The organism is Butyrivibrio sp. AE3009 (assembly GCF_000420845.1).
In the GTDB taxonomy this organism is placed as follows: domain Bacteria; phylum Bacillota; class Clostridia; order Lachnospirales; family Lachnospiraceae; genus Butyrivibrio.
The window spans coordinates 14,179-35,715 of record NZ_ATVS01000006.1 but is presented as its reverse complement, the minus strand read 5'-3'; the positions used below and the strand labels follow the sequence as shown (position 1 = coordinate 35,715).

At 45.8% G+C, this 21,537-nt stretch carries 14 protein-coding genes and 7 tRNA genes; 19 read left to right on the top strand and 2 right to left on the bottom strand.

Annotated features, from left to right (window positions below; translation table 11 throughout):
* Positions 1-62 precede the first annotated feature (62 nt).
* The 16 genes from G588_RS0104865 to G588_RS0104785 all read left to right on the top strand — a co-directional run bounded on the left by G588_RS0104865 (position 63) and on the right by G588_RS0104785 (position 9,029).
* Entirely contained in the window at positions 63-1,229 is a 1,167-nt protein-coding gene (locus G588_RS0104865) for a THUMP domain-containing class I SAM-dependent RNA methyltransferase (protein WP_022777632.1), read from the top strand.
* A complete protein-coding gene (locus G588_RS0104860; protein WP_022777631.1) occupies positions 1,229-2,278 on the top strand; it encodes an N-acetylmuramoyl-L-alanine amidase family protein in 1,050 nt (349 codons plus the stop codon). The genes G588_RS0104865 and G588_RS0104860 overlap by 1 nt, the downstream gene beginning before the upstream one ends.
* Positions 2,275-2,895, top strand: coding sequence for an RdgB/HAM1 family non-canonical purine NTP pyrophosphatase (gene rdgB, locus G588_RS0104855; protein ID WP_022777630.1), 621 nt, complete (start codon positions 2,275-2,277; stop codon positions 2,893-2,895). The genes G588_RS0104860 and rdgB overlap by 4 nt, the downstream gene beginning before the upstream one ends.
* 30 nt (positions 2,896-2,925) lie before the next feature.
* Positions 2,926-3,408, top strand: coding sequence for a YfcE family phosphodiesterase (locus G588_RS0104850; protein WP_022777629.1), 483 nt, complete (start codon positions 2,926-2,928; stop codon positions 3,406-3,408).
* Between the two features lie 96 nt (positions 3,409-3,504).
* Positions 3,505-3,579 (top strand) — tRNA-Pro (locus G588_RS0104845).
* A 27-nt stretch (positions 3,580-3,606) separates the two neighbouring features.
* Positions 3,607-3,677 (top strand) — tRNA-Gly (locus tag G588_RS0104840).
* A 38-nt stretch (positions 3,678-3,715) separates the two neighbouring features.
* Positions 3,716-3,789, top strand: a tRNA-Arg gene (locus G588_RS0104835).
* A gap of 80 nt (positions 3,790-3,869) precedes the next feature.
* Positions 3,870-3,943: transfer RNA gene (locus G588_RS0104830), tRNA-His, on the top strand.
* Between the two features lie 40 nt (positions 3,944-3,983).
* Positions 3,984-4,055, top strand: a tRNA-Gln gene (locus G588_RS0104825).
* A gap of 52 nt (positions 4,056-4,107) precedes the next feature.
* Positions 4,108-4,180 (top strand) — tRNA-Lys (locus G588_RS0104820).
* A 426-nt stretch (positions 4,181-4,606) separates the two neighbouring features.
* Positions 4,607-5,107 carry a hypothetical protein gene (locus tag G588_RS0104810; protein WP_155830744.1) on the top strand — a complete coding sequence of 167 codons (501 nt, stop codon included), beginning with the start codon at positions 4,607-4,609 and terminating at the stop codon, positions 5,105-5,107.
* Between the two features lie 92 nt (positions 5,108-5,199).
* Positions 5,200-5,279, top strand: a tRNA-Leu gene (locus G588_RS0104805).
* 159 nt (positions 5,280-5,438) lie between these two features.
* On the top strand, positions 5,439-6,116 hold the full coding sequence (locus G588_RS0104800; RefSeq protein ID WP_022777626.1) for a TIGR00266 family protein: 678 nt from the start codon (positions 5,439-5,441) through the stop codon (positions 6,114-6,116).
* Positions 6,117-6,225: 109 nt separating this feature from the next.
* A complete protein-coding gene (locus tag G588_RS0104795) occupies positions 6,226-7,104 on the top strand; it encodes a mechanosensitive ion channel family protein (protein WP_022777625.1) in 879 nt (292 codons plus the stop codon).
* 119 nt (positions 7,105-7,223) lie between these two features.
* Positions 7,224-7,625, top strand: a complete 402-nt coding sequence (locus G588_RS0104790; protein WP_022777624.1) for a hypothetical protein — start codon at positions 7,224-7,226, stop codon at positions 7,623-7,625.
* Positions 7,626-7,652: 27 nt separating this feature from the next.
* Positions 7,653-9,029, top strand: coding sequence for an MATE family efflux transporter (locus G588_RS0104785; RefSeq protein WP_022777623.1), 1,377 nt, complete (start codon positions 7,653-7,655; stop codon positions 9,027-9,029).
* Between the two features lie 169 nt (positions 9,030-9,198).
* Here the strand turns inward: G588_RS0104785 and G588_RS19205 are convergent, their stop codons facing one another.
* On the bottom strand, positions 9,199-11,970 hold the full coding sequence (locus tag G588_RS19205) for a transglycosylase domain-containing protein (RefSeq protein ID WP_022777622.1): 2,772 nt from the start codon (positions 11,968-11,970) through the stop codon (positions 9,199-9,201).
* 489 nt (positions 11,971-12,459) lie between these two features.
* Between G588_RS19205 and G588_RS0104775 the strand changes: the two genes are divergently transcribed.
* Positions 12,460-13,092 carry a YigZ family protein gene (locus tag G588_RS0104775; protein WP_022777621.1) on the top strand — a complete coding sequence of 211 codons (633 nt, stop codon included), beginning with the start codon at positions 12,460-12,462 and terminating at the stop codon, positions 13,090-13,092.
* Between the two features lie 310 nt (positions 13,093-13,402).
* Here G588_RS0104775 and typA read toward each other — a convergent pair whose 3' ends face one another.
* Positions 13,403-15,241: a translational GTPase TypA gene (typA, locus tag G588_RS0104770; protein WP_022777620.1), complete on the bottom strand. Its 1,839-nt coding sequence runs from the start codon at positions 15,239-15,241 to the stop codon at positions 13,403-13,405.
* 174 nt (positions 15,242-15,415) lie between these two features.
* On the opposite strand from typA, the gene G588_RS0104765 reads away from it, so the two are divergent.
* Complete coding sequence (locus tag G588_RS0104765) at positions 15,416-18,439, top strand: TIR domain-containing protein (protein ID WP_022777619.1); 3,024 nt, start codon at positions 15,416-15,418, stop codon at positions 18,437-18,439.
* Between the two features lie 29 nt (positions 18,440-18,468).
* Entirely contained in the window at positions 18,469-21,486 is a 3,018-nt protein-coding gene (locus G588_RS0104760; RefSeq protein ID WP_155830742.1) for a toll/interleukin-1 receptor domain-containing protein, read from the top strand.
* The last annotated feature ends 51 nt before the right edge of the window (positions 21,487-21,537 follow it).

Sequence of the window (21,537 nt, the reverse complement as noted above, 5' to 3'; positions counted from 1 at the left end):
TGGCGAGCCGTCTTTTTCTTTTGTCTGTAATTAAACAGTAGGTTATGCTATAATCGATAAATATGAGAAAGATGGAACTTATAGCTCCCTGCCATTTTGGTTTGGAAGCAGTATTAAAAAAAGAAATAATTGACCTCGGCTACGATATTACAGAGGCTGCAGACGGCCGCATTACCTTCGCCGGTGATGAGGACGCTGTTTGTCGTGCCAACATAGCCTTAAGAACAGCAGAGCGTATTCTTATCAAGGTGGGAAGTTTTCATGCCGAGACCTTCGAGGATCTTTTCCAGGGAACCAAAGCGCTCCCCTGGGAGGAATTCATCCCCGAGAACGGCAGATTCTGGGTGAAAAAAGCCTCCAGCGTTAAGAGCAAACTCTTTAGCCCCTCCGATATTCAGTCCATTATGAAAAAAGCCATGGTAGAGAGGATGAAACAGAGCTACCACACGGACTGGTTCAAGGAGGACGGACAGGACTTCCCTGTGAGGGTGTTCCTTATGAAGGATGAGGTTACCGTGGCCCTTGATACCACAGGAGACTCCCTTCACAAAAGAGGATATCGTAAGCTGGAGTCAAAGGCTCCCATAGCCGAGAACCTGGCGGCAGCTCTTTTGATGCTGACACCCTGGCATGCGGACAGAATCCTTGTGGACCCCTTCTGCGGCAGTGGTACCTTCCCTATAGAGGCAGCCATGATCGCAGCCAATATCGCGCCGGGCATGAACAGGCATTTTACAGCCGAGAGTTGGACACACATCATTACGCCCAAGAACTGGCAGGATGTGAGAGATGAGGCAAGAGACGAGATCAATACCGATATCGAGACAGATATCCAGGGCTATGACATTGACCCTGAGATGATCGAAATCGCCAGAATTAATGCCAGGAAGGCCGGAGTTGAGAACATGATCCACTTCCAGGCCAGGGACATTGCAGACTTAAGCCATAGGAAGAAATACGGCTTTATCATATCCAACCCGCCCTACGGTGAGAGAATCGGAGAATCCAAGGAGCTTCCCGCACTGTACAGAACCATAGGAGAGCGCTACAAGGCGCTTGATTCCTGGTCCATGTACCTTATCACCGGCTACGAGCAGGCGGAGAAATATATAGGCAGGAAGGCCGACAAGAACAGGAAGATTTACAACGGAATGCTCAAGACCTATTTTTATCAGTTCATGGGGCCCAAGCCTCCGAGAAGAAACAGAGATGATGGGAAAACAGACTGATGGATAACGCTTTGATGAAAAAAATGGTCATCAGGGCCTCTGTTTTTACTGTATTGTCCCTTGCTGTGTGCCTTCACCGTTCCGCGACCAAGCACATCATGATCACCGATGCCGCAGGTAACAGAGTGGACAGTGTGGATACTGCGAGGTCCTACGACCTATTGGTGGATAAGAATGTGGAGCCGGGCAAGGAAGGGGTTCTTACGATACCTCTTTCCAAGAATGTGGGCTCCGATGACATAGTGCTGGAAGACAGATATATAGACCATGAGCTTCGGATATACATTAAGGGCTGTAAGGGCGATTTTTACATGGATAAGCCCGTTGTTTCCGCCCTTGATTCTATCGAGGGCGCAACCTGTATCTGTGAGGATGATTCTAACGATGTGTGCCTTGATTTTAAGCTGGACGGGCTCTATGGTAACGAGAGCCTTCTGACGGATCAGGGAACCATTGAAGTTACCTTTTTTAATCCCAAGGAGCGCTATGACAGGGTTGTTGTGGTTGATCCTGTAGGAGGCGGATCTGAAGCCGGATATACCGCCTCGGATGTCAAGGAGAAGGATATCGCATTACTTGTTGCCAAGGAACTCAAGACCATTTCCGATAAGGATGTGGGAGTTCGGACCAAGATGTATTTTACCCGAATGGATGACAGCGATATAGAAGATAGTAGAAGAACGGATTTTTTGGAGGAGACAGATGCCGATATCTATATCAGGATAGGAGCCTGTACTTCTGAGAATCCCGGCATATGCGGCTTATGTACCGAATATAACGACACCTTTTTCTTAAGAGGTCTTAATAACGGGGAACTTGCGGATATTTTGGAAAAAAACTGTGTAGCACAGATGAACTGCAATGCGGCGGGATGTCATGTGACTTCCGACAATATCCTGGCCGGAGTCAGGATACCCTCAGCCAAGGTTAATCTTGGGTATGTGACCAATTCAGGGGACGCTGTCAACATGCAGCAGAGCGCCTATGCCAAAAAAGCCGCAGAAGGCATTTATATAGGAATTTTGGAAGCTTTTAAGGAGATGGAATGAAAATAGTATTTGCCACGGGAAATAAGAACAAAATGAAGGAAATAAGGGAGATACTGGGAAGCCTTGGAATGGACATCATATCCATGGCTGAGGCCGGTGTTTCCGATGATATAGTTGAGGATGGAACTACCTTCGAGGAGAATTCAATGATCAAGGCCAGGGGCGTTGCAGATGCCCTTAAGAAGGCAGATCCGGAACTTGCCGGAGAGGCTATCGTTATGGCCGATGATTCCGGTCTTGAGGTTGACTTCCTTAATAAAGAGCCCGGAGTATATTCGGCAAGATATATGGGGAAGGATACTTCCTATACAGAGAAAAACAACAACATTATCTCAAGGCTTGAGGGAGTTCCCGATGAGAAGAGAACTGCCAGGTTTGTATGCGCCATTTCTGCGGTTCTTCCTGACGGAAGGGACTATTGCGTGCGTGAGACAATGGAAGGAATTATAGGCTACGAGATCGCAGGCAGCAACGGATTTGGCTACGATCCCATCTTTTTCCTTCCTGAGTACGGCAAGACCAGCGCTGAGATCTCTCCTGAGGAAAAGAATGCCATCAGCCACAGAGGTAAGGCGCTAAGGGCTATGGAGAAGCTTCTTGGGGATGCTCTTAAGTAATTTTGTATGTATAGGACAGATGGGGAAGTAATGCACAAGTTTTTGGTTATTAGCGATAATCACGGTAAAGAAGAGAATTTCTACGATCTACTGGACATAGAGGCGCCGCTTGACGGAATCATCCACTGCGGTGATTTCGAGGGCACAGAGGGGAAATTCGCAATAGCTGCGGATTGCCCCGTTTATTTCGTTGCCGGCAACAATGATTTTTTCTCGAGACTTAAGAGGGAGATTGAGTTTGAACTCTGCGGTCACAAGGCCTTTCTGACTCACGGACATCACTATATGGTTTCCATGGATCTGGAGAATATCAGATGTGAAGGTGTAGCCAGAGGAGCAGATATAATTTTCTTCGGACACACTCACAAACCTGTTGCCAAAAAAATCGGAGATCAGTATATTTTTAATCCCGGGAGTTTGTCTTATCCGAGGCAGGAGGGACGAAGACCCAGTTATTTAGTGCTTTTCATCGAAGACGACGGTGAGATAAAATACGAAATTAAGTACTTATAAAAACGTGAAAAAATTTTTGAAAAGTGTGTTGACAACCATGGATTTTTCGTTATATAATATCTCTTGCGTTACGGCTTAAGGCTTTAGCAAACGCTTCGGGGTGTGGCTCAGCTTGGCTAGAGCACCTGCTTTGGGAGCAGGGGGTCGCAGGTTCGAATCCTGTCACCCCGACGAGAGTCGATAACGAGAATAGCATATGCGGGTGTAGTTCAATGGTAGAACACTAGCCTTCCAAGCTAGATACGTGGGTTCGATTCCCATCACCCGCTCTCGTCTGAGAATTATCTCTGACGTATTTATCTATCCTGTGTCCGTAGCTCAGCTGGATAGAGCAACGGCCTTCTAAGCCGTGGGTCGGGGGTTCGAATCCCTTCGGGCACATTTGAAATGGGGATGCACTTAAGAGGCATTTCAGTGCATGACCCATTTTTTATATGAGTGAAGTCTCTTCACGTAATGTGGTGGCTATAGCGTAGTTGGTTAACGCGCCAGATTGTGGTTCTGGAGACCGAGGGTTCGAGTCCCTCTAGCCACCCTTGATTTTTATCAATTTATTTATTACAGTAGTTATATAGTGGGCTATCGCCAAGCGGTAAGGCACAGCACTTTGACTGCTGCATACGACGGTTCGAATCCGGCTAGCCCAGTTTTGGTGTGACGGATAGAAGCACCGCAGATTTGTTATTATCATATTGTTATGGGATACTAGCTCAGTCGGTAGAGCACTTGACTTTTAATCAAGTTGTCGGGGGTTCGATTCCCCCGTGTCTCATTAAGAAGAATCGCTTAATCATATGATTGGGCGATTTTTTTGTTGCACAAGATAAGGCGTTCTAACTTGCGCTTTTTTCTGACGAATGGCACTTGAAATCGGACGAATGACACTTTATGCCAGTATCTTCAGGTGATAGAATAACAAAGACTAATAAATCGGGGGTGTTATTGTGAGTTATTTTAGTATAAAACCTGACTCATTCAAGGGCAGTGTCAATAATTTTATTGAGTCTGCTGAGAGTCTTAATACATTAGCAAAAGAAGTTCATGACTGTTGAAGAGATGATGGAAACGTTGAAGAAATATGATAAAAAATACAGGTGCACTATGTCAGGCGGTGGTCCAAGCGCAGGTGGTGAAGTTGACTGGGATACACAGCCGGCATAAGCTATAATAATTCCTGTATCTACCGGAGGAAGTCAAAGTGAAAAAAGGGTATATTATTGCTGCCGCCATATTGGCGTTATTGATTATTGTTGGAGGAATTACAGTTATGAACAGAGACAGGAGTGTTCCTGAGAGAAATCCGGATGCAGCCGGCGAGGAACTTATCGATTACTTTGAGACCTATAATGAGATTCAGATAAGGGATATAGCAGTATCTGCAGAGGGAAATGTCAAACCTCAGGATGATACGGAAGAGTATGCATATATCTGTATCGAAATCGACAAGAAGGATATCAAGGTGATGAAGCAGAGGTTCAAGGAAGCGGGCATCAGAGAATGTGAGTACGACGATGACGAAGAAAACGGAGTCTGGCTTCCTGCCGCTTTTACCCATGAACTGGCTGAGAGGATCCATGGCGAGAAGGTTGCGGCATGGTATCAGATTTTTCATTCCGGCCAAATTGCTATGACAAGGGATGTTCACTTCTATATTACCAAGGATTCTTCCGGCAGGGCCTATGTTTATATGTTTGGATGATGTTGTGAAAATTTTGATCTGACCCCATGAGTATAGGTGACAAGAGGATTAAATTGATGTATAATCTACTCTTGTACTGAGCATATGCTCATGCGGGTGTGGCGGAATTGGCAGACGCGCTGGATTTAGGTTCCAGTGGGCGACCGTGCAGGTTCAAGTCCTGTCACCCGCAGTATTAAAAAGCTTTCCATGAATCAATCGGAAGGCTTTTTTATTTTGCGCACATATGAACGAATTATTGTATAATAATGAGGAGGTTGTATGCAATTTAAAATTCAAGAAGTACAGATTTTTTTGTAACCCATAAACAATTTAATTAGGAGGGTAATATATGAATTGTGAAATCAAAGGCGGAAATTTCCCGGTAGCTATCTGTGATATGGCAGCAGGGGAAGCTCTCATGTGTGAAACAGGAGCAATGTCCTGGATGAACGGCGGGATTAAGATGGAGACCAGTACCGGCGGCGGACTTGGCAAGATGTTGGGACGTGCATTTTCAGGTGAGTCTCTTTTCATGAACCGCTATGTAGCTGAGAGCGCAGGAATACTTGCAATTGGCGCATGCTCACCCGGTGAGATCCGTAAGGTCGATATTACAGGAAAGCCCATCGTAGTTCAGAAGGGGTCATTTCTTGCAATGGATGAGGGAGTTAACCTTGATATCTTCTTCCAGAAGAAGATCGGTTCAGGTATGTTTGGTGGTGAAGGCTTCATCATGAACAAACTTTCCGGAAACGGCTCTGTTCTTCTTGAGATCGACGGCGGAGCAGTTGAGTATGATCTTGCTGCAGGCGAGAAGATGACAATTGATACCGGATACCTTGTAATGATGGATGAGACCTGCTCAATCGACATCGTTATGATCAAGGGCGTTGGAAACATCCTCTTCGGCGGCGAAGGTCTCTTCAATACAGTAGTTACAGGCCCCGGTCATATTATCCTCCAGACACAGCCTCTTACACAGTTTGTATCCAGGCTTGCTGTGATGCTTCAGGCTGTTAAGAAGTGATAATAATTTAGCAGCATAGAAATGGGAGCGCAGACAATAATGAAATAGTTTATTCTGTGCTCCCTTTTTTTATCATTTGTAATCGTTACCTTTCGGGAAGGAGAGAATCATGAGTGACCCCTATATCATATTATTAGATGCGGTGAAGGATGTACTGGGAAACGTGGACTTAAATAAAGTGATATTGATCGGTATCATTGCTGGGGCTATACTGCTCATTTTGTACATAGGATTCTTTTTCCTGCTCCTTAAGATTAAGAAAATAGTATTTGCAACGCTGGAGAAGAAGAAAGGCAAAAGCCTGACTCTTCAGTTCATAGAAAAAACTCTTACATTTGCACTTATTGTTATCTTTGTTGTGCTGCCTCTTGGCGGTAAACAGATTGCCAGGTCTCTACTTGGCAGTACTGCAGTTGTGGCAGCGGTTGTTGGTTTTGCAGCCCAGGAAGCAGTAAAAAACATGTTTGCGGGACTTCAGATAAGTATCTACAAGCCCTTCGATGTGGGCTCCCGCGTAGAATTCGCTGACGGGACCACAGGAGTTATAGAGTCCCTGAATCTAAGGCACGTTGTGGTGAGCCTCTTAGACACCACCAAGGCCATAATCCCCAATAGCAGTGCCAATTCAATGAAAGTCATAAGCTACAGTTACGGCGAAGTTCCAAGGTCCGCAACCTTCAAATTCCCCGTCAGCTATGACTGCGACATTGACAAGGCAAAAGAGATAATCCGTAAGACTATCTGCGATTGTCCTCTTACCATTAATGAGGATAAGTACGATGAGAAGGTTCCCAACAGCAGATGTGTCTATTTCCTGTCCCTTGAGGACAGCGCCCTTATTATGGGAGCCACAGTTCGCTTCCCGTCATACGTCAGAAGCGAAGTAATTAAGGATGAGATCAATACCTCAGTGTTCAAGGCCCTTAAGGACGGCGGCATTGAGATTCCATATAACAAGATTGACGTAAATATCCAGGAAAAGAAGTAAAGGAAAAAGCATAAGAACCTTCCACTGTCATACCCTTGTCATTCACCTGTGGTATGTTTATAATGTTAGTTGCTCACCTGTCTATTGTGGGCATCACATTATACAAGGAGTGTGTGAAAATGGGGAATTGGGGTGAAAATGTAGATTACGAGGCCAAGGGACTCAAGGAATACGAAGGCCGTTTTACATTGAATTTTAAGAAGATATACATGGACGTGGATGAGATATCCCAGAGAACACTGGAGGTTACCGACAAGCATCCCAAGGATTCGCTTATGAAGCTGTGGCTTGGAGCCATGATCGGGACTTTCTGCTTTGCGCTGTTTACCTATCAGGTTCTGGCGGTGGTTACTTTGCCTTTTATCTGCTTCTACTTCATGGCACTACTTAGAATTGGCAAGTGCTGGAAGGGTTTTAAGTACAACGTTGGAACTTACTGGGCCATGACCATTCCGGGACTGGCGGTTATGATTGTGGGAGGTCTTTTCCTGCAGCAGGTTCTTCTTAAGTTTATTCCGTAAACGTTCCTTTGAGATATAGAGGAAGCAATGTTTTTATCAAAGAGTAATACCAATGAAAATAGCATAACCGAGGGCGTCATCTGGAAGAGCATGCTCTCATATTTTGGAGCGCTCCTTCTGGGGGCGTTCTTTCAGCAGTTTTATAATACAGTGGATGCCGTTATCGTGGGAAGGGCTGTAGGAAGCGATGCGCTGGCCGCCGTTGGTGGATCTGCCGCCATGGTGACCAGTCTTTTTGTGGGCTTTTTTATGGGGCTGTCTTCGGGAGCCACGGTGGTAATAGCCCAGTTCTTCGGGGCTAAGTCCCGGAAAGAAGTTAGCAAGGCGGTACACACTGCCATAGCAATTGCCCTTGCGGGAGGCGCTGTTATTACCCTTGTAGGCTTCCTGATTTCCTCCTGGATCATAGGGGTGATGAAAACCCCTGTTGAGACCGTGGAAGCCTCCACAATCTATCTTAAAATCTATTTTGCGGGCATGATCCCCAACCTTGTCTACAACATGGGTGCGGGTATCTTAAGGGCCGTGGGAGACTCCAAAAGGCCTCTGTACGTACTGATCGTCAGCTGCTTTGCAAATATCATTCTTGACGTATTTTTTGTCATCGTTCTAGGCATGGGCAAAATGGGCATTACTTACGGCGTTATCGGCGTTGCTGTTGCCACAGTGCTGTGTCAGCTCATCAGCGCGGTCATCATTATTGTGATGCTTATGCGAAGTACCGACTGCTACAAGTTTGAGTTTAAAAAGCTTGGCTTTGACCCTTCAATGGTCTCAAGGATAATCAGAATCGGTCTTCCTGCGGGCATTCAGACCACCATGTACACTCTGTCCAATATCCTGATCCAGTCCTCAATAAATGAGTTTGGCAAGGATGCCGCAGCGGCCTGGGCTGCCTACGGTAAGATAGATGTTCTGTTCTGGATGACCATCAGCTCCCTTGGAACGTCAGTTACCACCTTTGTGGGACAGAACTTTGGCGCCGGCAAGTATGACAGAGTTCACAAGAGCACAAGGCAGGCGGCGCTGATTGCATTGATCATTACGATACCGCTCAGTGTTATTTTGTATTTTTATGGAAAAGGTTTCCTGTACATATTCGTGGACAATAAGAATGTTATAGATATCGGCATTCAGATGATCAAGTATCTGGCACCATTCTATGTGACTTATATCGGAGTTGAGATCTTCTCCGGAACTCTACGAGGCATGGGGACAGCTCTGGTGCCGATGTTTATTACGTTAAGTGGTATATGCCTTCTTCGTGTCAGCTGGATACTGATAGCATTTCCACTTAATCGCACGATCGAGACGGTGGAGGCGAGTTATCCGATCACGTGGATAACGACGTCGGTGCTGTTTGCTATTTACTATGTAATTTATACCCGGAAGCATAAGATTTGATGAGAGATAGGGGACGGGAGATGACAAGGGGACGGCTGTGAGTCAATGGGGACGGTTCTCGCTGACTCGCTTCGTGAGTCAGCAAGAACCGTCCCCATTGACTCGCAACCGTCCAAAAAAAGAAGAGATGTCTATGAGGTGACATCTCTTCTTTTTAAGTTCGTCTAAATCAACCTCCCGGCGCAGGCGCAGGTGCCGGCTGTTCGGGCTGAGCCGGTGCAGGAGCTGCGGGCTGCTCGGTAGCTGCCGGTTGCTCTGCAGGTGCTGCCGGCTGTTCAGGTTGAGGAGCAGCTGCAGGCTGCTCTCCGTTTGCGGCAGCAGCGGCTGCCTTGGCTGCCTGTTCGCCCTGGATTATTCCTTCAATACCGGGCTGTGACATGAATTCCGGTGTGTGATGACACTGATTCAGAACCGTGGTCACATTGCCATTCTCATCGGTGACGGTGGTGTAAGCCGAGTTGGTTGGCGTATAGTTAACAAATCCTGACTGAAGCGCTGCCGGAACCTCCGGTGTCAGCTCAAAGACACCGCTGGTCTTGCAAGGGCAGCTCTCTGTTGCGGGGATGCCGTCTATCGCGCACATAACTCCGCCGTAGTGTACGTTACAGCTCTCTGTGGGAACGGTTCCCTCTTCGAAGTATTCCGAATAAAGTGTTCCGTCGCAAAGGCCTGCAATAGGCTGTTTGCCTGATCTTGAACATACTGTTGCACTTACGATGCCGCTTGGCATTGTAAAGGATGAATAAGGAAGGTCGGCGTGAACCTGCTCCATAACCTTTTTCCAAAGGGTCTTGGCAAGATTCTTTTCCGCTGTGTCCTTCATGTTTACATTGTTGTCGTAGCCGGCCCAGGTTGTTGCTGTGTAATAGTTGGTGTAACCTGCGAACCATACATCGACGTAATCGGAGGTTGTACCTGTTTTACCAGCAATGGCTGTTGTTCCGAAGTTGACGGAAGCGCCGGTTCCTGAAGTTGCAACGTCCTGCATTGCACTTGTTAACAGGAATGCTGTGGTTTCCTTGAGTACTCGCTTACTCTCTGCTTCGGTGTTGTCCAGGATGACATTGCCGTCGTGGTCAACGATCTTGGTGTAGAGCTTGGGCTTGATGTAAACACCGCCGTTGGCGATAGAAGCGTAGGCTGCGTTAAGCTCATAGTTCTTAACACCCTTGGTCAGTCCGCCCAGAGCAGTTGACTGCTGGATATCTGAGAAGACTTTGCCGTTAATAACTTCATTTTCAACAAGGGTTGAGAAACCAAAGTTCTTGAGGTAGTCAAAGCCAAGCTGAGGATTGATAAGGGTAAGTGCCTCAACGGCAATTACGTTCATGGAATCCTTGATGGCTGTTCTTACATTGTTAAGTCCTCTGTACTCTGAGCCCCACCAGTTTCTAACCAGTGTGCCATCGGAGTAAGCAAAAGGAGCATCGTTAAATACTGTCGCAAGTGTCAGACCTGCGCTGTCGATACCCGGCGCATAGGTTGACAGAATCTTAAAGGTTGAACCGGGCTGTCTGTAGGAATCTGTAGCTCTGTTCAGGGTTCTTGAAGCTGTCTTGGCACCTCTTCCACCTACCATGGCTACGATATAACCGGTGGACTGCTCCTCAACGGTGATGGAAACCTGAGGCTGTGGAAGGAGATTGATGGTCTCGCCTATAACAGTGTCGCCTTCGTTCATGACAACTGACTTGTACTCTTCGATAGCTTCATTAGCTGCATCGTGGGAGTCGAAGATCATGTTGAAGTTCTTCTGGCTCTGCTTGAAATAAGCTGTAAACATCTCGGAGCTGTGATTGGTCACGGTTCCGTCGGAAGCCTGTACCGAAAGCTTGTAATCAAGAAGATACTTGGTACTTGCAGGATAGTTGTCTTCGTTCTGATATACATCATCACAGATCTTCTGAATGCGGGGGTTCTGAGTTGAGTAGATCTTAAGACCGCCGCTGTAAAGAAGTGTGTAGGCCTGTGTCTCGTTGTAACCTGCTGAAATAAGGTCGTCAAGAACATCATTGGTAAGGGCATCAACAAAGTAGGAGTTGATGGTGTTGTCGCCACCTGTCTCCTGGTTAATAGTCTGGATACGGGAGTAAACATCATCAGCAACGGCCTTGTCATACTCAATCTGTGTGATGTAGTTATGCTTGAGCATGTTGCCGAGAACCTTGTTTCTTCTCTCCATATTCTTTTCCGGATGAGTGATCGGGTTGAAACGGCTGGGGTTCTGAGTGATAGCCGCGATTACCGCACATTCCGAAAGTGACAGGTCGCTGCAGGACTTGTTGAAATAACGAAGTGAAGCAGCCTGAACACCAAGGGTGTTGGAACCAAGGTTGATGGTGTTCATATAGTTAAGGAGAATGTCCTCCTTGCTCATGTTCTTCTCAAGCTGGATAGCCAGGTACTGCTCCTGGATCTTACGCTTAACACTCTGGAGCTTACTCTCGTTGGTCCATCCGGAAAAGACGTTGTTCTTAAGGAGCTGCTGTGTAATGGTACTGGCACCCTGTGAAAACTCACCGGAGGAAAGACCTACGAATCCGGCACGGATGATACCCTGAATATCGATACCGTTGTGCTCATAGAAACGCTCATCCTCGATGGCAACGAAGGCGTGGGACAGGTTCTCCGGGATCATATCCTTGGTAACAGGAATACGGTTGGAGTCTGTGGATACCAGCTTGGCTATCTGATTGCCGTCGGTGTCGTAAACAAAGGTGGAGAAACCTGTAGGTGTTACGTTTATGTTAGTGATGTCAGGAGCTGTGTCTATGATGCCCTTAAATACACCAATTCCTGCACTGGAACCTATGATGACCAGTCCGATTATCGATGCCAGGACAAGGTAGAAACCGAAGAGACTCAGCTTCTTTCCCCATTTGTCGGTACCGGAATTCATGGCTCTTGCCTGCTTCACGATACCCCTTTTTCCATAGTTCATATATAAAACCTCGCTTTTAGTCCATTTTAACCTACCAATTATACCACATCCCCCGAGGTTGTGCCACCCGGGAGGTTTTTGCTGCCCGGAACATAAGAGGGTGAAGGAGGACGGGGCCCCAGCGCAGACCGAAATGGACCGCAGTGATAAAAAATTCCGCCATAACCCATCGGGATTTCATGGCATTTCATCAAGCCAAACGGTCTCATATCGACTTCGCTCAGAACAATCGACCGTTTGCCTGTCTGAAACGCTCATGAATTCACCTCAGCGTTATAAGGACGAAATTTTTATCACTGCGGTCCATTCCGGTCTGCGCTGGGGAACCCTGTCTCTCGATTTCCTGTTTATATTAGGTCAGAGCAAAGACATTCGATGGTGACACAACATGGATGTGGTTCTTCTTTTTCAAGGGTGGCGTACGGTAGCCAATACAATTACCTCATGTTAAGATAGACCATATAAGAATTGATAAAAGGTGATTGAATAATGGGAAAATTGGAATCCTATAAAGTAATAACTAAAAACGGCAGCGGGGAGATAGTAGAGAAGAAGTCCCGCTTTATTGCTAACGTCTTCTCAGTAGAATCCCAGGAAGAGGCAGAGCAGAAGATTGCGGAGATATCCAAGAAATACTGGGATGCAAGACATAACTGCTATGCATTTGTGATCGGGGAAAACAGTGAGAACACCAGATGCAGTGATAACGGAGAACCTTCGGGAACCGCAGGCAAGCCTATATTGGAAGTGATCACCGGAGCAGGAATCACCAACGTCCTGGTAATTGTGACCAGATACTTTGGCGGCGTTCTCCTTGGAACCGGCGGACTTGTCAGAGCCTACACTCAGGCGGCTCAGGCAGGGCTTGCAGCCAGTGAAGTGGGAGAGAAGGTCTATTCTCAGAAGCTCACCCTTAAGGTAGGCTACAACATGATAAACAACGTCCAATATTATCTTAATCAGAACGAAATCCCCATCGCAGATTCCCGCTACGAAGCTGACGTAGAATTCGACATCTGCGTCCGTGAAGCAGACATCAGCAGGATCACCGATGGCCTCACCCAGAAATGTGAAGGTCAGATTACCATTACCCAGGGTGATAAAGGATATTATCTGATCTGAATGTGAGGGAGATCATGTGCTCATAAGCTGTTTATTAAGATAATTTATACACGCCTGCTGGTATTTACTTGCAATATGCGTGCTTTTCCTATACCGATATTTTGATAATCATAGTATTTTTAGGGGAACTATTGTATGGAAAACAGTAAAAATTTTAAAGGGATTTTTCTCAAAAGATAATAGGGCAGTTATTGAGGACTTCGAGGGAGTAGTATCTGTGACTGAAGAATCAATCGGAGAGTGCACTGATACCGTAATAAAGGGAACAGCCCTAAGGCATTTGTCTGCCTTAGGGCGTCCGGGATAAATATTACTTTGCGTTATTTTTGAAATTAGCTCTCTTTCTGAGAGTAGGATCAAGAATTCTCTTACGGATTCTAAGTGATGTAGGTGTTACCTCAAGGAGCTCGTCGTTATCAATGAACTCGATGCACTGCTCCAGTGACATGATACGAGGTGGAACAAGACGAAGAGCTTCATCTGAGGAAGAAGTTCTCGTGTTGGTGAGGTGCTTGGTCTTGCAGACATTAACCTCAACGTCCTCGCTCTTTCCGCTGGTTCCGATAACCATTCCGGAGTAAACCTTGTCACCGGTCTTGATGAAGAGCTGTCCACGGTCCTGAGCATTGAAGAGGCCGTAAGCTGTAGCTTCGCCGCTCTCGAATGCGATTACGGAACCGGTCTTTCTATAGTTCATATCTCCCTTGTAAGGAGCATATCCGTCAAAAATAGTATTGATGATACCGTTACCCTTGGTATCTGTCATGAACTCACCTCTGTAACCGATAAGTCCACGGGAAGGAATGTTGAACTCGATACGTGTATAGCCGCCGTTACCTGCGCCCATGTTTACAAGCTCACCCTTTCTCTCACCAAGCTTCTGGATAACGCTTCCTGAGAACTCATCAGGAACATCGATGTAGCACTTCTCCATAGGCTCAAGCTTGTGGCCCTGCTCGTCTGTGTGGTAGATAACCTCAGCCTTACTTACTGCGAACTCAAAGCCCTCACGACGCATGGTCTCGATAAGAACTGACAGGTGAAGCTCACCACGTCCTGATACCTTGAAGGTCTCTGTTGTATCTGTATCCTCAACACGAAGAGAAACGTCGGTGTTAAGCTCTCTGTAGAGTCTGTCACGAAGGTGTCTTGATGTTACGTACTTACCTTCCTGACCTGCAAGAGGAGAGTCATTAACAATAAAGTTCATAGAAATTGTAGGCTCAGAGATCTTCTGGAAAGGAATAGCAACCTGATTGTCAACTGAGCAAAGTGTATCACCGATCTTAAGGTCCTCGATACCTGAAATAGCAACGATAGAACCGATCTTGGCCTCCTGAACCTCAACTCTTCCAAGGCCGTCGTACTCATAGAGCTTACCGATCTTGGTCTTGATGCGGCGCTCAGGCTCATGGTGGTTAACTACAATAACCTCCTGGTTAACCTTAACAACACCGTTGTCAACCTTACCTACACCGATACGTCCAACGTACTCGTTGTAGTCGATTGTGCTGATAAGTACCTGTGTGCTGGAATCAGGATCGCCTACAGGAGCAGGAATGTAGTTGATGATTGTATCAAGAAGGGGCTTCATATCTGTGCCCTGCTCATCAACGCTAAGTGAAGAAGTTCCAGCCTTGGCTGATGCAAATACGAAAGGACAATCAAGCTGGTTGTCATCTGCTCCAAGGTCCATAAGAAGCTCGAGAACTTCGTCGATAACTTCATTAGGTCTTGCCTCGGGTCTGTCGATCTTGTTAACGCATACGATAACGGGAAGACCAAGATCCATAGCCTTACCAAGAACGAACTTGGTCTGAGGCATGGGGCCTTCAAAAGCGTCAACAACAAGGATAACGCCGTTAACCATCTTCAGAACTCGCTCAACCTCTCCACCGAAATCTGCGTGGCCGGGAGTATCGATGATATTGATCTTGATATCCTTATATGTGATAGCAGTATTCTTGGACATGATAGTAATACCACGCTCACGCTCGATATCGCCGGAGTCCATTACACGCTCAACAACGTCCTGACCCTGACGGAAAACACCGCTCTGGCGAAGAAGTCCGTCAACGAGGGTAGTCTTACCATGGTCAACGTGGGCAATAATAGCAACGTTTCTTACATCATTTCTTGTCTGCTTCATAAATTATTTCTCCTATTAATATGTAAAAAAATCCATCTGTTTTCAAACTAATGTAGTATAGCACGCACTTTTTTATAGTTCAATAAAAAATCAGTAAAAGTATTGTAATAAAAGTTTACATTTTTGTGCAAATCTTATAAGATGGAGTCGCACTTTTGCATTGGGAGAAAAGGTATGAAATATGATGCATTTATAAGCTACAGACACCTTCCGAGGGATATGTATGTAGCCAAGGGGGTACACAAAGCGCTGGAGACTGCCAGAATTCCCAAAAAGATTCAGCAGCTCACAGGCAAAAAGAAGATTCAGAGAGTATTCAGAGACCAGGATGAGCTTCCAATCGGAAGCGACCTTGGTGAAAAAATAGAAGCGGCTCTTCGTGAGTCCGAGTATCTTATTGTTATCTGTACGCCACAGACCAAAGAGTCTGCCTGGGTCATGAAGGAGATAGATACCTTTATAGCACTCAGGGGAAGAAATCATGTTCTGGCGGTTCTTGCAGAGGGGGAGCCGGAGGAGTCTTTTCCGCCGCAGCTTCTGTCCGATGCTCTTGGCAATCCCAGAGAACCTCTTGCCGCAGATGTCAGAGGTTATTCCAAAGGAGATATTGCAAATAAGATCAAAACCGAAAGCCTTCGCCTTGCGGCGTCAATCCTTGGCTGCGACTATGACGACTTAAGACAGCGCCACAAAGAGCGAGTTGTTAAAAGAAATATGAGAATCGCCGTGGCTGTAGCTGCTCTTGGTGTGGCCTTTGGCCTGTACAGTGCCTGGAACCTGGCCAGAATAAACGAGAATTACAGGGAGATGCTTATCGTGGAATCGGCGACACTCGCCGAAAAATCAACAAATATCCTTGAAAGCGGTGACAGAAAAACTGCAGCTAAGATAGCCATGGCAGGGCTTCCCGGATTCGGGGGTGACAGGCCCTATGTATCAACTGCGGCATATTCTCTTTCTATGGCCTTAGGAACCTATGATATTGGGGAAGAGCTCAGTTATGACAGAGTTCTTCAGCACGACGTGCAAGTCGAGGATTTTGATTATGATCCCGACACCGGTTATGTGGTCTCATATACGGAGACTGACGAGGTCTATATGTGGGATACCGCTAGCGGGGAGCTTTTGTGTCAGGTGAAGCCTGAGTTTGGAGATGGCTATGCGGAGATAATTCTTGATGTACGCAGCTACAATTCCACTGCTGTTGTGGTTACGGATTACAGTCTCTGTGCATATGACAAAGAAGGCAATAAGTTGTATGATGTTCCGCTTAATATGGGGACCATAGAAGGTATGTTTGCAGGGGTAGATTTTTCCCAGACCGGAGAAAGAGTAGTGGTCACTACCAGTGAGAGGCTGGCAGTCTATGATACCGCTACCGGTGAGCAGATAGTTGCTTACGCACCTGTTGAAGAAGGTGATTATCAGAATCAGGTACTTTTATTTGGAAATGATATCGTCGCTGTGGTATGTAAAGATGATAATGATCATCGATGTGTTGCAATATTCCTTCTGGATATGGGCTATATGGTTGTTGAACCCAAATATGACTATATTCTTGCCATGAATTTTACTACAGACGGACAATTCTGGACCTGCAGTATGCCGGAGGAGGATTACAAAACTTACGTATCCAAACCCATGACTGTTGAGAAGTTTGATGTGGATACCTGTCAACAGATTTTTGAAAAAGAGTATATGTTTGACAATTCGACTAAGTACAGCATCGGGTGCAAGATCAATTCGAGGAAGTACACTGCTGACGGCAAGGAATACTCAGAAGTGATGCTGGTAGCCGGCAAGACCTTTTACCTTCTTGATCAGCAAAACGGTGAACTTATCGGCAAATATTCTCCCGACAGTGAGATCACCGGAGTTGTGTATGACAAGGACAGCAGCGATGTGGGTATCGGAACCCTGCTTGGAACTTACATTGTCTTGGATGGCAAAACCGGAATTGCTTATGACAAGAATATTACAGAGATAAAAGCCGGAATACTGGATCTGCGCTTCAGTGACGGCCTTTTGATAGTAAGAAGCTACAAGAACAGAAATCTGTTCCTGCTGACGCAGAGAGCCGGCAAGGATTCGCTTGTTTTGGAAAAAAATGAGGATCCCCGCGATGACTACAGCTCTTATATTTCTGAGAGCCCTGACGGAAAAAAGTTCTGTATATACTATCCTTCCGATGATATGGAGGAGATGTCCAATCCTGAGATTACCGTATATGATACGGAGAGCGGGGATAAACTGGCATCCTTCAAAGCTAAGGACTGCTATGGCAGTCAGGCATATTTTACAGATGACGATACCATAGTCGTTCCCGGTCAGGATGGAATCATAAGCTATTATTCCATAAGCAGTGACAAACATGAGCAAATACAAGCAATTCCTGATCCTGTCATGGAGGAATCATATTTTTCCAATAATGGACTCTATATGGCTGAGGCCGAGAAGTATGGTGGGCGTCTTGCTATTGTGGATGTCTGCAGCAAAAAGGTTGTGTCCGATCAGACAATTGCAGAATGGGACGAGTATGATAATGCACCGGGATTATATGCGGAATTTACCGGAGATGCTAAAAGCTTATTCTATATTTCCAACAATAACCGTTTTTGCAAAACAAATGTGGAAAAGGGTACCGTGGAGGAAATTCTGCAGGATTTCGAAGTGAGATGCTTTTGGTTGAGCACTGATGATAAATATCTGCTGGTGGGATGCAAGGATGGGATGCTCAGGGTGTGCGATGCTGATACCTGTAAGGTCCTGGAGGTTGTTGATTGCGATATGGAGAGCGACTGCTTTGTCGATGTTTCCGAAGATGGATCCAAGCTCTATATGCAGGGAAGGGATCTGTATATTAAGATCTATGATCTGAAGACCCACGAATATGTTTATGAAGCGTATTCCGTATGTAAGGAGGTCAGGAAGTTCAAGGAGGATACAGAGAACAGACGACTGGTCTTTATCAATACGGATGGCATGATAATACTGGATATGGATTCATACAATTATTTCATTCAATGTGAACATGGAAAAGCTTACCTTCATAACGGCGAATACATAATTGCAAATACCAGAAGAATCCTGCGCAGATTCAAAGTCAGGTCAGTGGATGAACTGATACAGGATGCCAAAGAAGAGTATGGAGACTGCACCTTGACGGAGCGCGAAAAAAGGAGATACGGCGTTCGTTGATTTCCCTGAACCCGGAGAAGAGATTGAGTATGAAATATGATGCATTTATAAGCTACAGACACCTTGAGAAGGACATGTTTGTGGCAAAGGGGATACACAGAGCTCTGGAGACCGCCGGAATTCCGAGAAAGATTCGGAAGCTTACGGGAAAAAAGAGAGTTCAGCGAGTGTTCAGAGACCAGGAGGAGCTTCCTATTGGGAGCGATCTTGGTGAAAATATTGAGGCAGCCCTCAGGGAGTCTGAGTTTCTGGTGGTTATCTGCACGCCGCAGACTAAAGAGTCTGCCTGGGTCATGAAGGAGATCGACACCTTCATCGCACTTCACGGAAGAGAAAATGTGCTGGCGGTTCTGGCAGAAGGAGAGCCCGAGGACTCTTTTCCCCATCAGATAATGACCGATGATTTCGGTAATCCGGTGGAGCCGCTGGCAGCAGACGTGAGGGGAGAGAACTACAGAGAGATACGGCACAAGATTAAGAGCGAGAGCCTTCGCCTTGTGGCTGCAATTCTGGGAGTTGACTACGAGGACCTGAGACGGCGAAGAAGAGAGCGTGTGATGAGAAGGATGGTTTTGGCCGCCGCAGCCGTGGCACTGGCCGGAACAGCCTTTGGCGCCTACAATGCCTACAATCTCAACAGGATTAACGAGAACTACAGACAAAAGCTTATTAACGAGTCCAGGGTCCTTGCCAAGACTTCCGCAGAGGTTCTTGCGGAAGGAGACAGGAAGACTGCGGCACTGATAGCAATGGAGGGACTTCCCAAGGAGGGCGATGACAGGCCCCTTGTGGCGGATGCAGAGGTTGCACTTGCCAATGCTCTGGACTGCTATAGCCTTGGCCATGAACTGACTACCGACAGACTTCTTAAGCATAAAGCGACGGTTGTAAAGTGTGCGATTAACGCTGAAGGAACTTATATCGCCAGTTATGATGCGTATTACAATTATTATATCTGGGATGCCCGAACCGGAGAAAAGCTGGTAGAGGGTGCCATCATTGAAAAAACGGATGATAATAATAGTGACAGGCAGAAAATCCTTGGTGTTGGAATAAGGGGTAATACAGCCTATTTTGTGGCGGCAAACGAACTTCTTGCCATAGACGCAGATGGTAATGAAGTATATAAGGTTTCTTTTAGAAAAGAAAACTATAGGGCATGTTTTGACATAGCGTACAAATTGGTGGCTGTGAGCTCCTATGACATAATAAGTGTTTATGACACAAGCACAGGAATACTCGTTGGGGAAAAGGGTTGCGGAACCGGTAATTTTTTTGATTTTGAGATGGCGTTTTCAGAGGATTGCCGTCAGGTTGCCATAGTTTATCAGGATACTAACATGGTGGCCGAAATAGACATAGAGACCGACGAAAAAAGAGACCTTACAATCTGGGGCAACATGGTTGTGGCTATTGGTTATACCGATGACGGCGGACTTGTTGTTGCAAGTATCATGAAATCCTCTTATTACGATCAGGATCCTGCCCCCATGATGGTTCAGAGATTTGACGAGGACAGCAGCGAACCTGTTTTTGAAAAAGAGTATACCTTCTACAATGACAATTCATATGCCTGTGATTATTGGCGCATAGTATCAAGGAATTTTTCGGATGATGAAGGTACTCACGATCAGATCCTTATTGCGGCGGGCAAGTCCTTATATACGTTGGACCTTCATACGGGAGAGCTTATTAACAGATACACTGTTCCTGAGAGTTATATAACGAAAATGATGTACTTCCCTGAGAATGAGAATGCTTTTGTATGTACTTACAACGGAAATCTGTATTTGTTCAATGCGGAAACAGAGGCAACTTCAGAGGAAAATGCCGGGAACGTGGGAAAACGTATTGTTCAACTTGAAATTGCAGGTGGTCAATATGTTTCTACCAGTATTAATTCTCCGGATATCAGAATACTTAATATCAGAGCGGATAAGGCTATAGAAGATGTGGATAGTGTCAGAATCGGTTCTCTCAGTCTTGGGGCCAGTCCCGATGAGAGCACCTATTTATGCGCTGTGAGCTATAAGGAAGGGTTAGATGATGACAATAATCTCGTAGAAATTACTCTGTATGATTCCGAGACGGATAAAAAACTTGACAGTTTTACTGCGCATGGTGTTCGGCATGAAGATGTTTTTTATGCTGATGAAGATACGATTATGTTTACAGGAGCTTCCGGTGCTTTTGGCTGGTATACGATAAGCACAGGAGAACTTCATGAAACGAACCTGGATACAGATAATTATTATTGGGAAAATGCAGTTTCTCCCGGACATAAGTACCAGTTTTTTTATGCCACATTTGATGGCGTCATGCTTGTTGACCTGTCAGAGAAAAAGAAACTGATTGAAGGAACAATGGTTTTGCCGGGGCGTATAAACGGTGCTGTGGTTTGCGATGATAAGAGAGTGTTTATCAGTACGATAAACGGGTGGCTGTACAGTTTGGATCCGGACACTCTTGAAACAACATTGCTGGAAAAGAATTTACATATTGGCGGAGTAGATAATAATATAAAACTAAGCAGTGATGAGAAATATCTCCTTCTCTGCTGCAGCGATGGAATGGTAAGACTGTATGATATAGAAAACAAAACTGTAGTTGAGGAAATAGAGTTTTATCCGGATAGCGTTTCGAGTTCTTTTGGTATTTCATCGGATGACTCCATGATATTTTTGTATGGAGATGATTCGTACTTCAGAATCTTTGACCGTAATACCCATGATTTCATGGTTGAAATGAGCGCGTCACGTGTGACCGAAACCGGTATGGAAGAATATACGCAGAAGAATGAACTTGCTTTTGGTTACTATAACGGCATGTATATCTTTGATCTTGACAACTATAGCTTGCTTGGAAAGTTCCCCGGTGGTGCAACCTATATTTCCAAGTACAATAAAGTGATCATCTATGAGTCGGGAGGAAAGCTTCGGAAAGTCAGGAGAAGGACCTATGAAGAATTGATCGAGGAAGCCAAAGAGCAGTTCGGCGAAGACGCAGCCCTTACCCCTGCCCAGAAGCGTAAGTACAATATCGGCTGATCTATGCTATTATTGTATCGTCGGGTTAATAGTTAAGACCGATCATAGAAA

Bases quoted from the DNA above. Each gene is read 5' to 3' on its own strand.
- rdgB (WP_022777630.1), top strand. From the start codon at position 2,275: ATGAAAATAGTATTTGCCACGGGAAATAAGAACAAAATGAAGGAAATA.
- G588_RS0104800 (WP_022777626.1), top strand. From the start codon at position 5,439: ATGAATTGTGAAATCAAAGGCGGAAATTTCCCGGTAGCTATCTGTGAT.
- G588_RS19205 (WP_022777622.1), bottom strand. From the start codon at position 11,970: ATGAACTATGGAAAAAGGGGTATCGTGAAGCAGGCAAGAGCCATGAAT.
- G588_RS0104760 (WP_155830742.1), top strand. From the start codon at position 18,469: ATGAAATATGATGCATTTATAAGCTACAGACACCTTGAGAAGGACATG.
- G588_RS0104765 (WP_022777619.1), top strand. From the start codon at position 15,416: ATGAAATATGATGCATTTATAAGCTACAGACACCTTCCGAGGGATATG.
- G588_RS0104850 (WP_022777629.1), top strand. From the start codon at position 2,926: ATGCACAAGTTTTTGGTTATTAGCGATAATCACGGTAAAGAAGAGAAT.
- G588_RS0104860 (WP_022777631.1), top strand. From the start codon at position 1,229: ATGGATAACGCTTTGATGAAAAAAATGGTCATCAGGGCCTCTGTTTTT.
- G588_RS0104785 (WP_022777623.1), top strand. From the start codon at position 7,653: ATGTTTTTATCAAAGAGTAATACCAATGAAAATAGCATAACCGAGGGC.
- G588_RS0104775 (WP_022777621.1), top strand. From the start codon at position 12,460: ATGGGAAAATTGGAATCCTATAAAGTAATAACTAAAAACGGCAGCGGG.
- G588_RS0104865 (WP_022777632.1), top strand. From the start codon at position 63: ATGAGAAAGATGGAACTTATAGCTCCCTGCCATTTTGGTTTGGAAGCA.
- G588_RS0104795 (WP_022777625.1), top strand. From the start codon at position 6,226: ATGAGTGACCCCTATATCATATTATTAGATGCGGTGAAGGATGTACTG.
- typA (WP_022777620.1), bottom strand. From the start codon at position 15,241: ATGAAGCAGACAAGAAATGATGTAAGAAACGTTGCTATTATTGCCCAC.
- G588_RS0104790 (WP_022777624.1), top strand. From the start codon at position 7,224: ATGGGGAATTGGGGTGAAAATGTAGATTACGAGGCCAAGGGACTCAAG.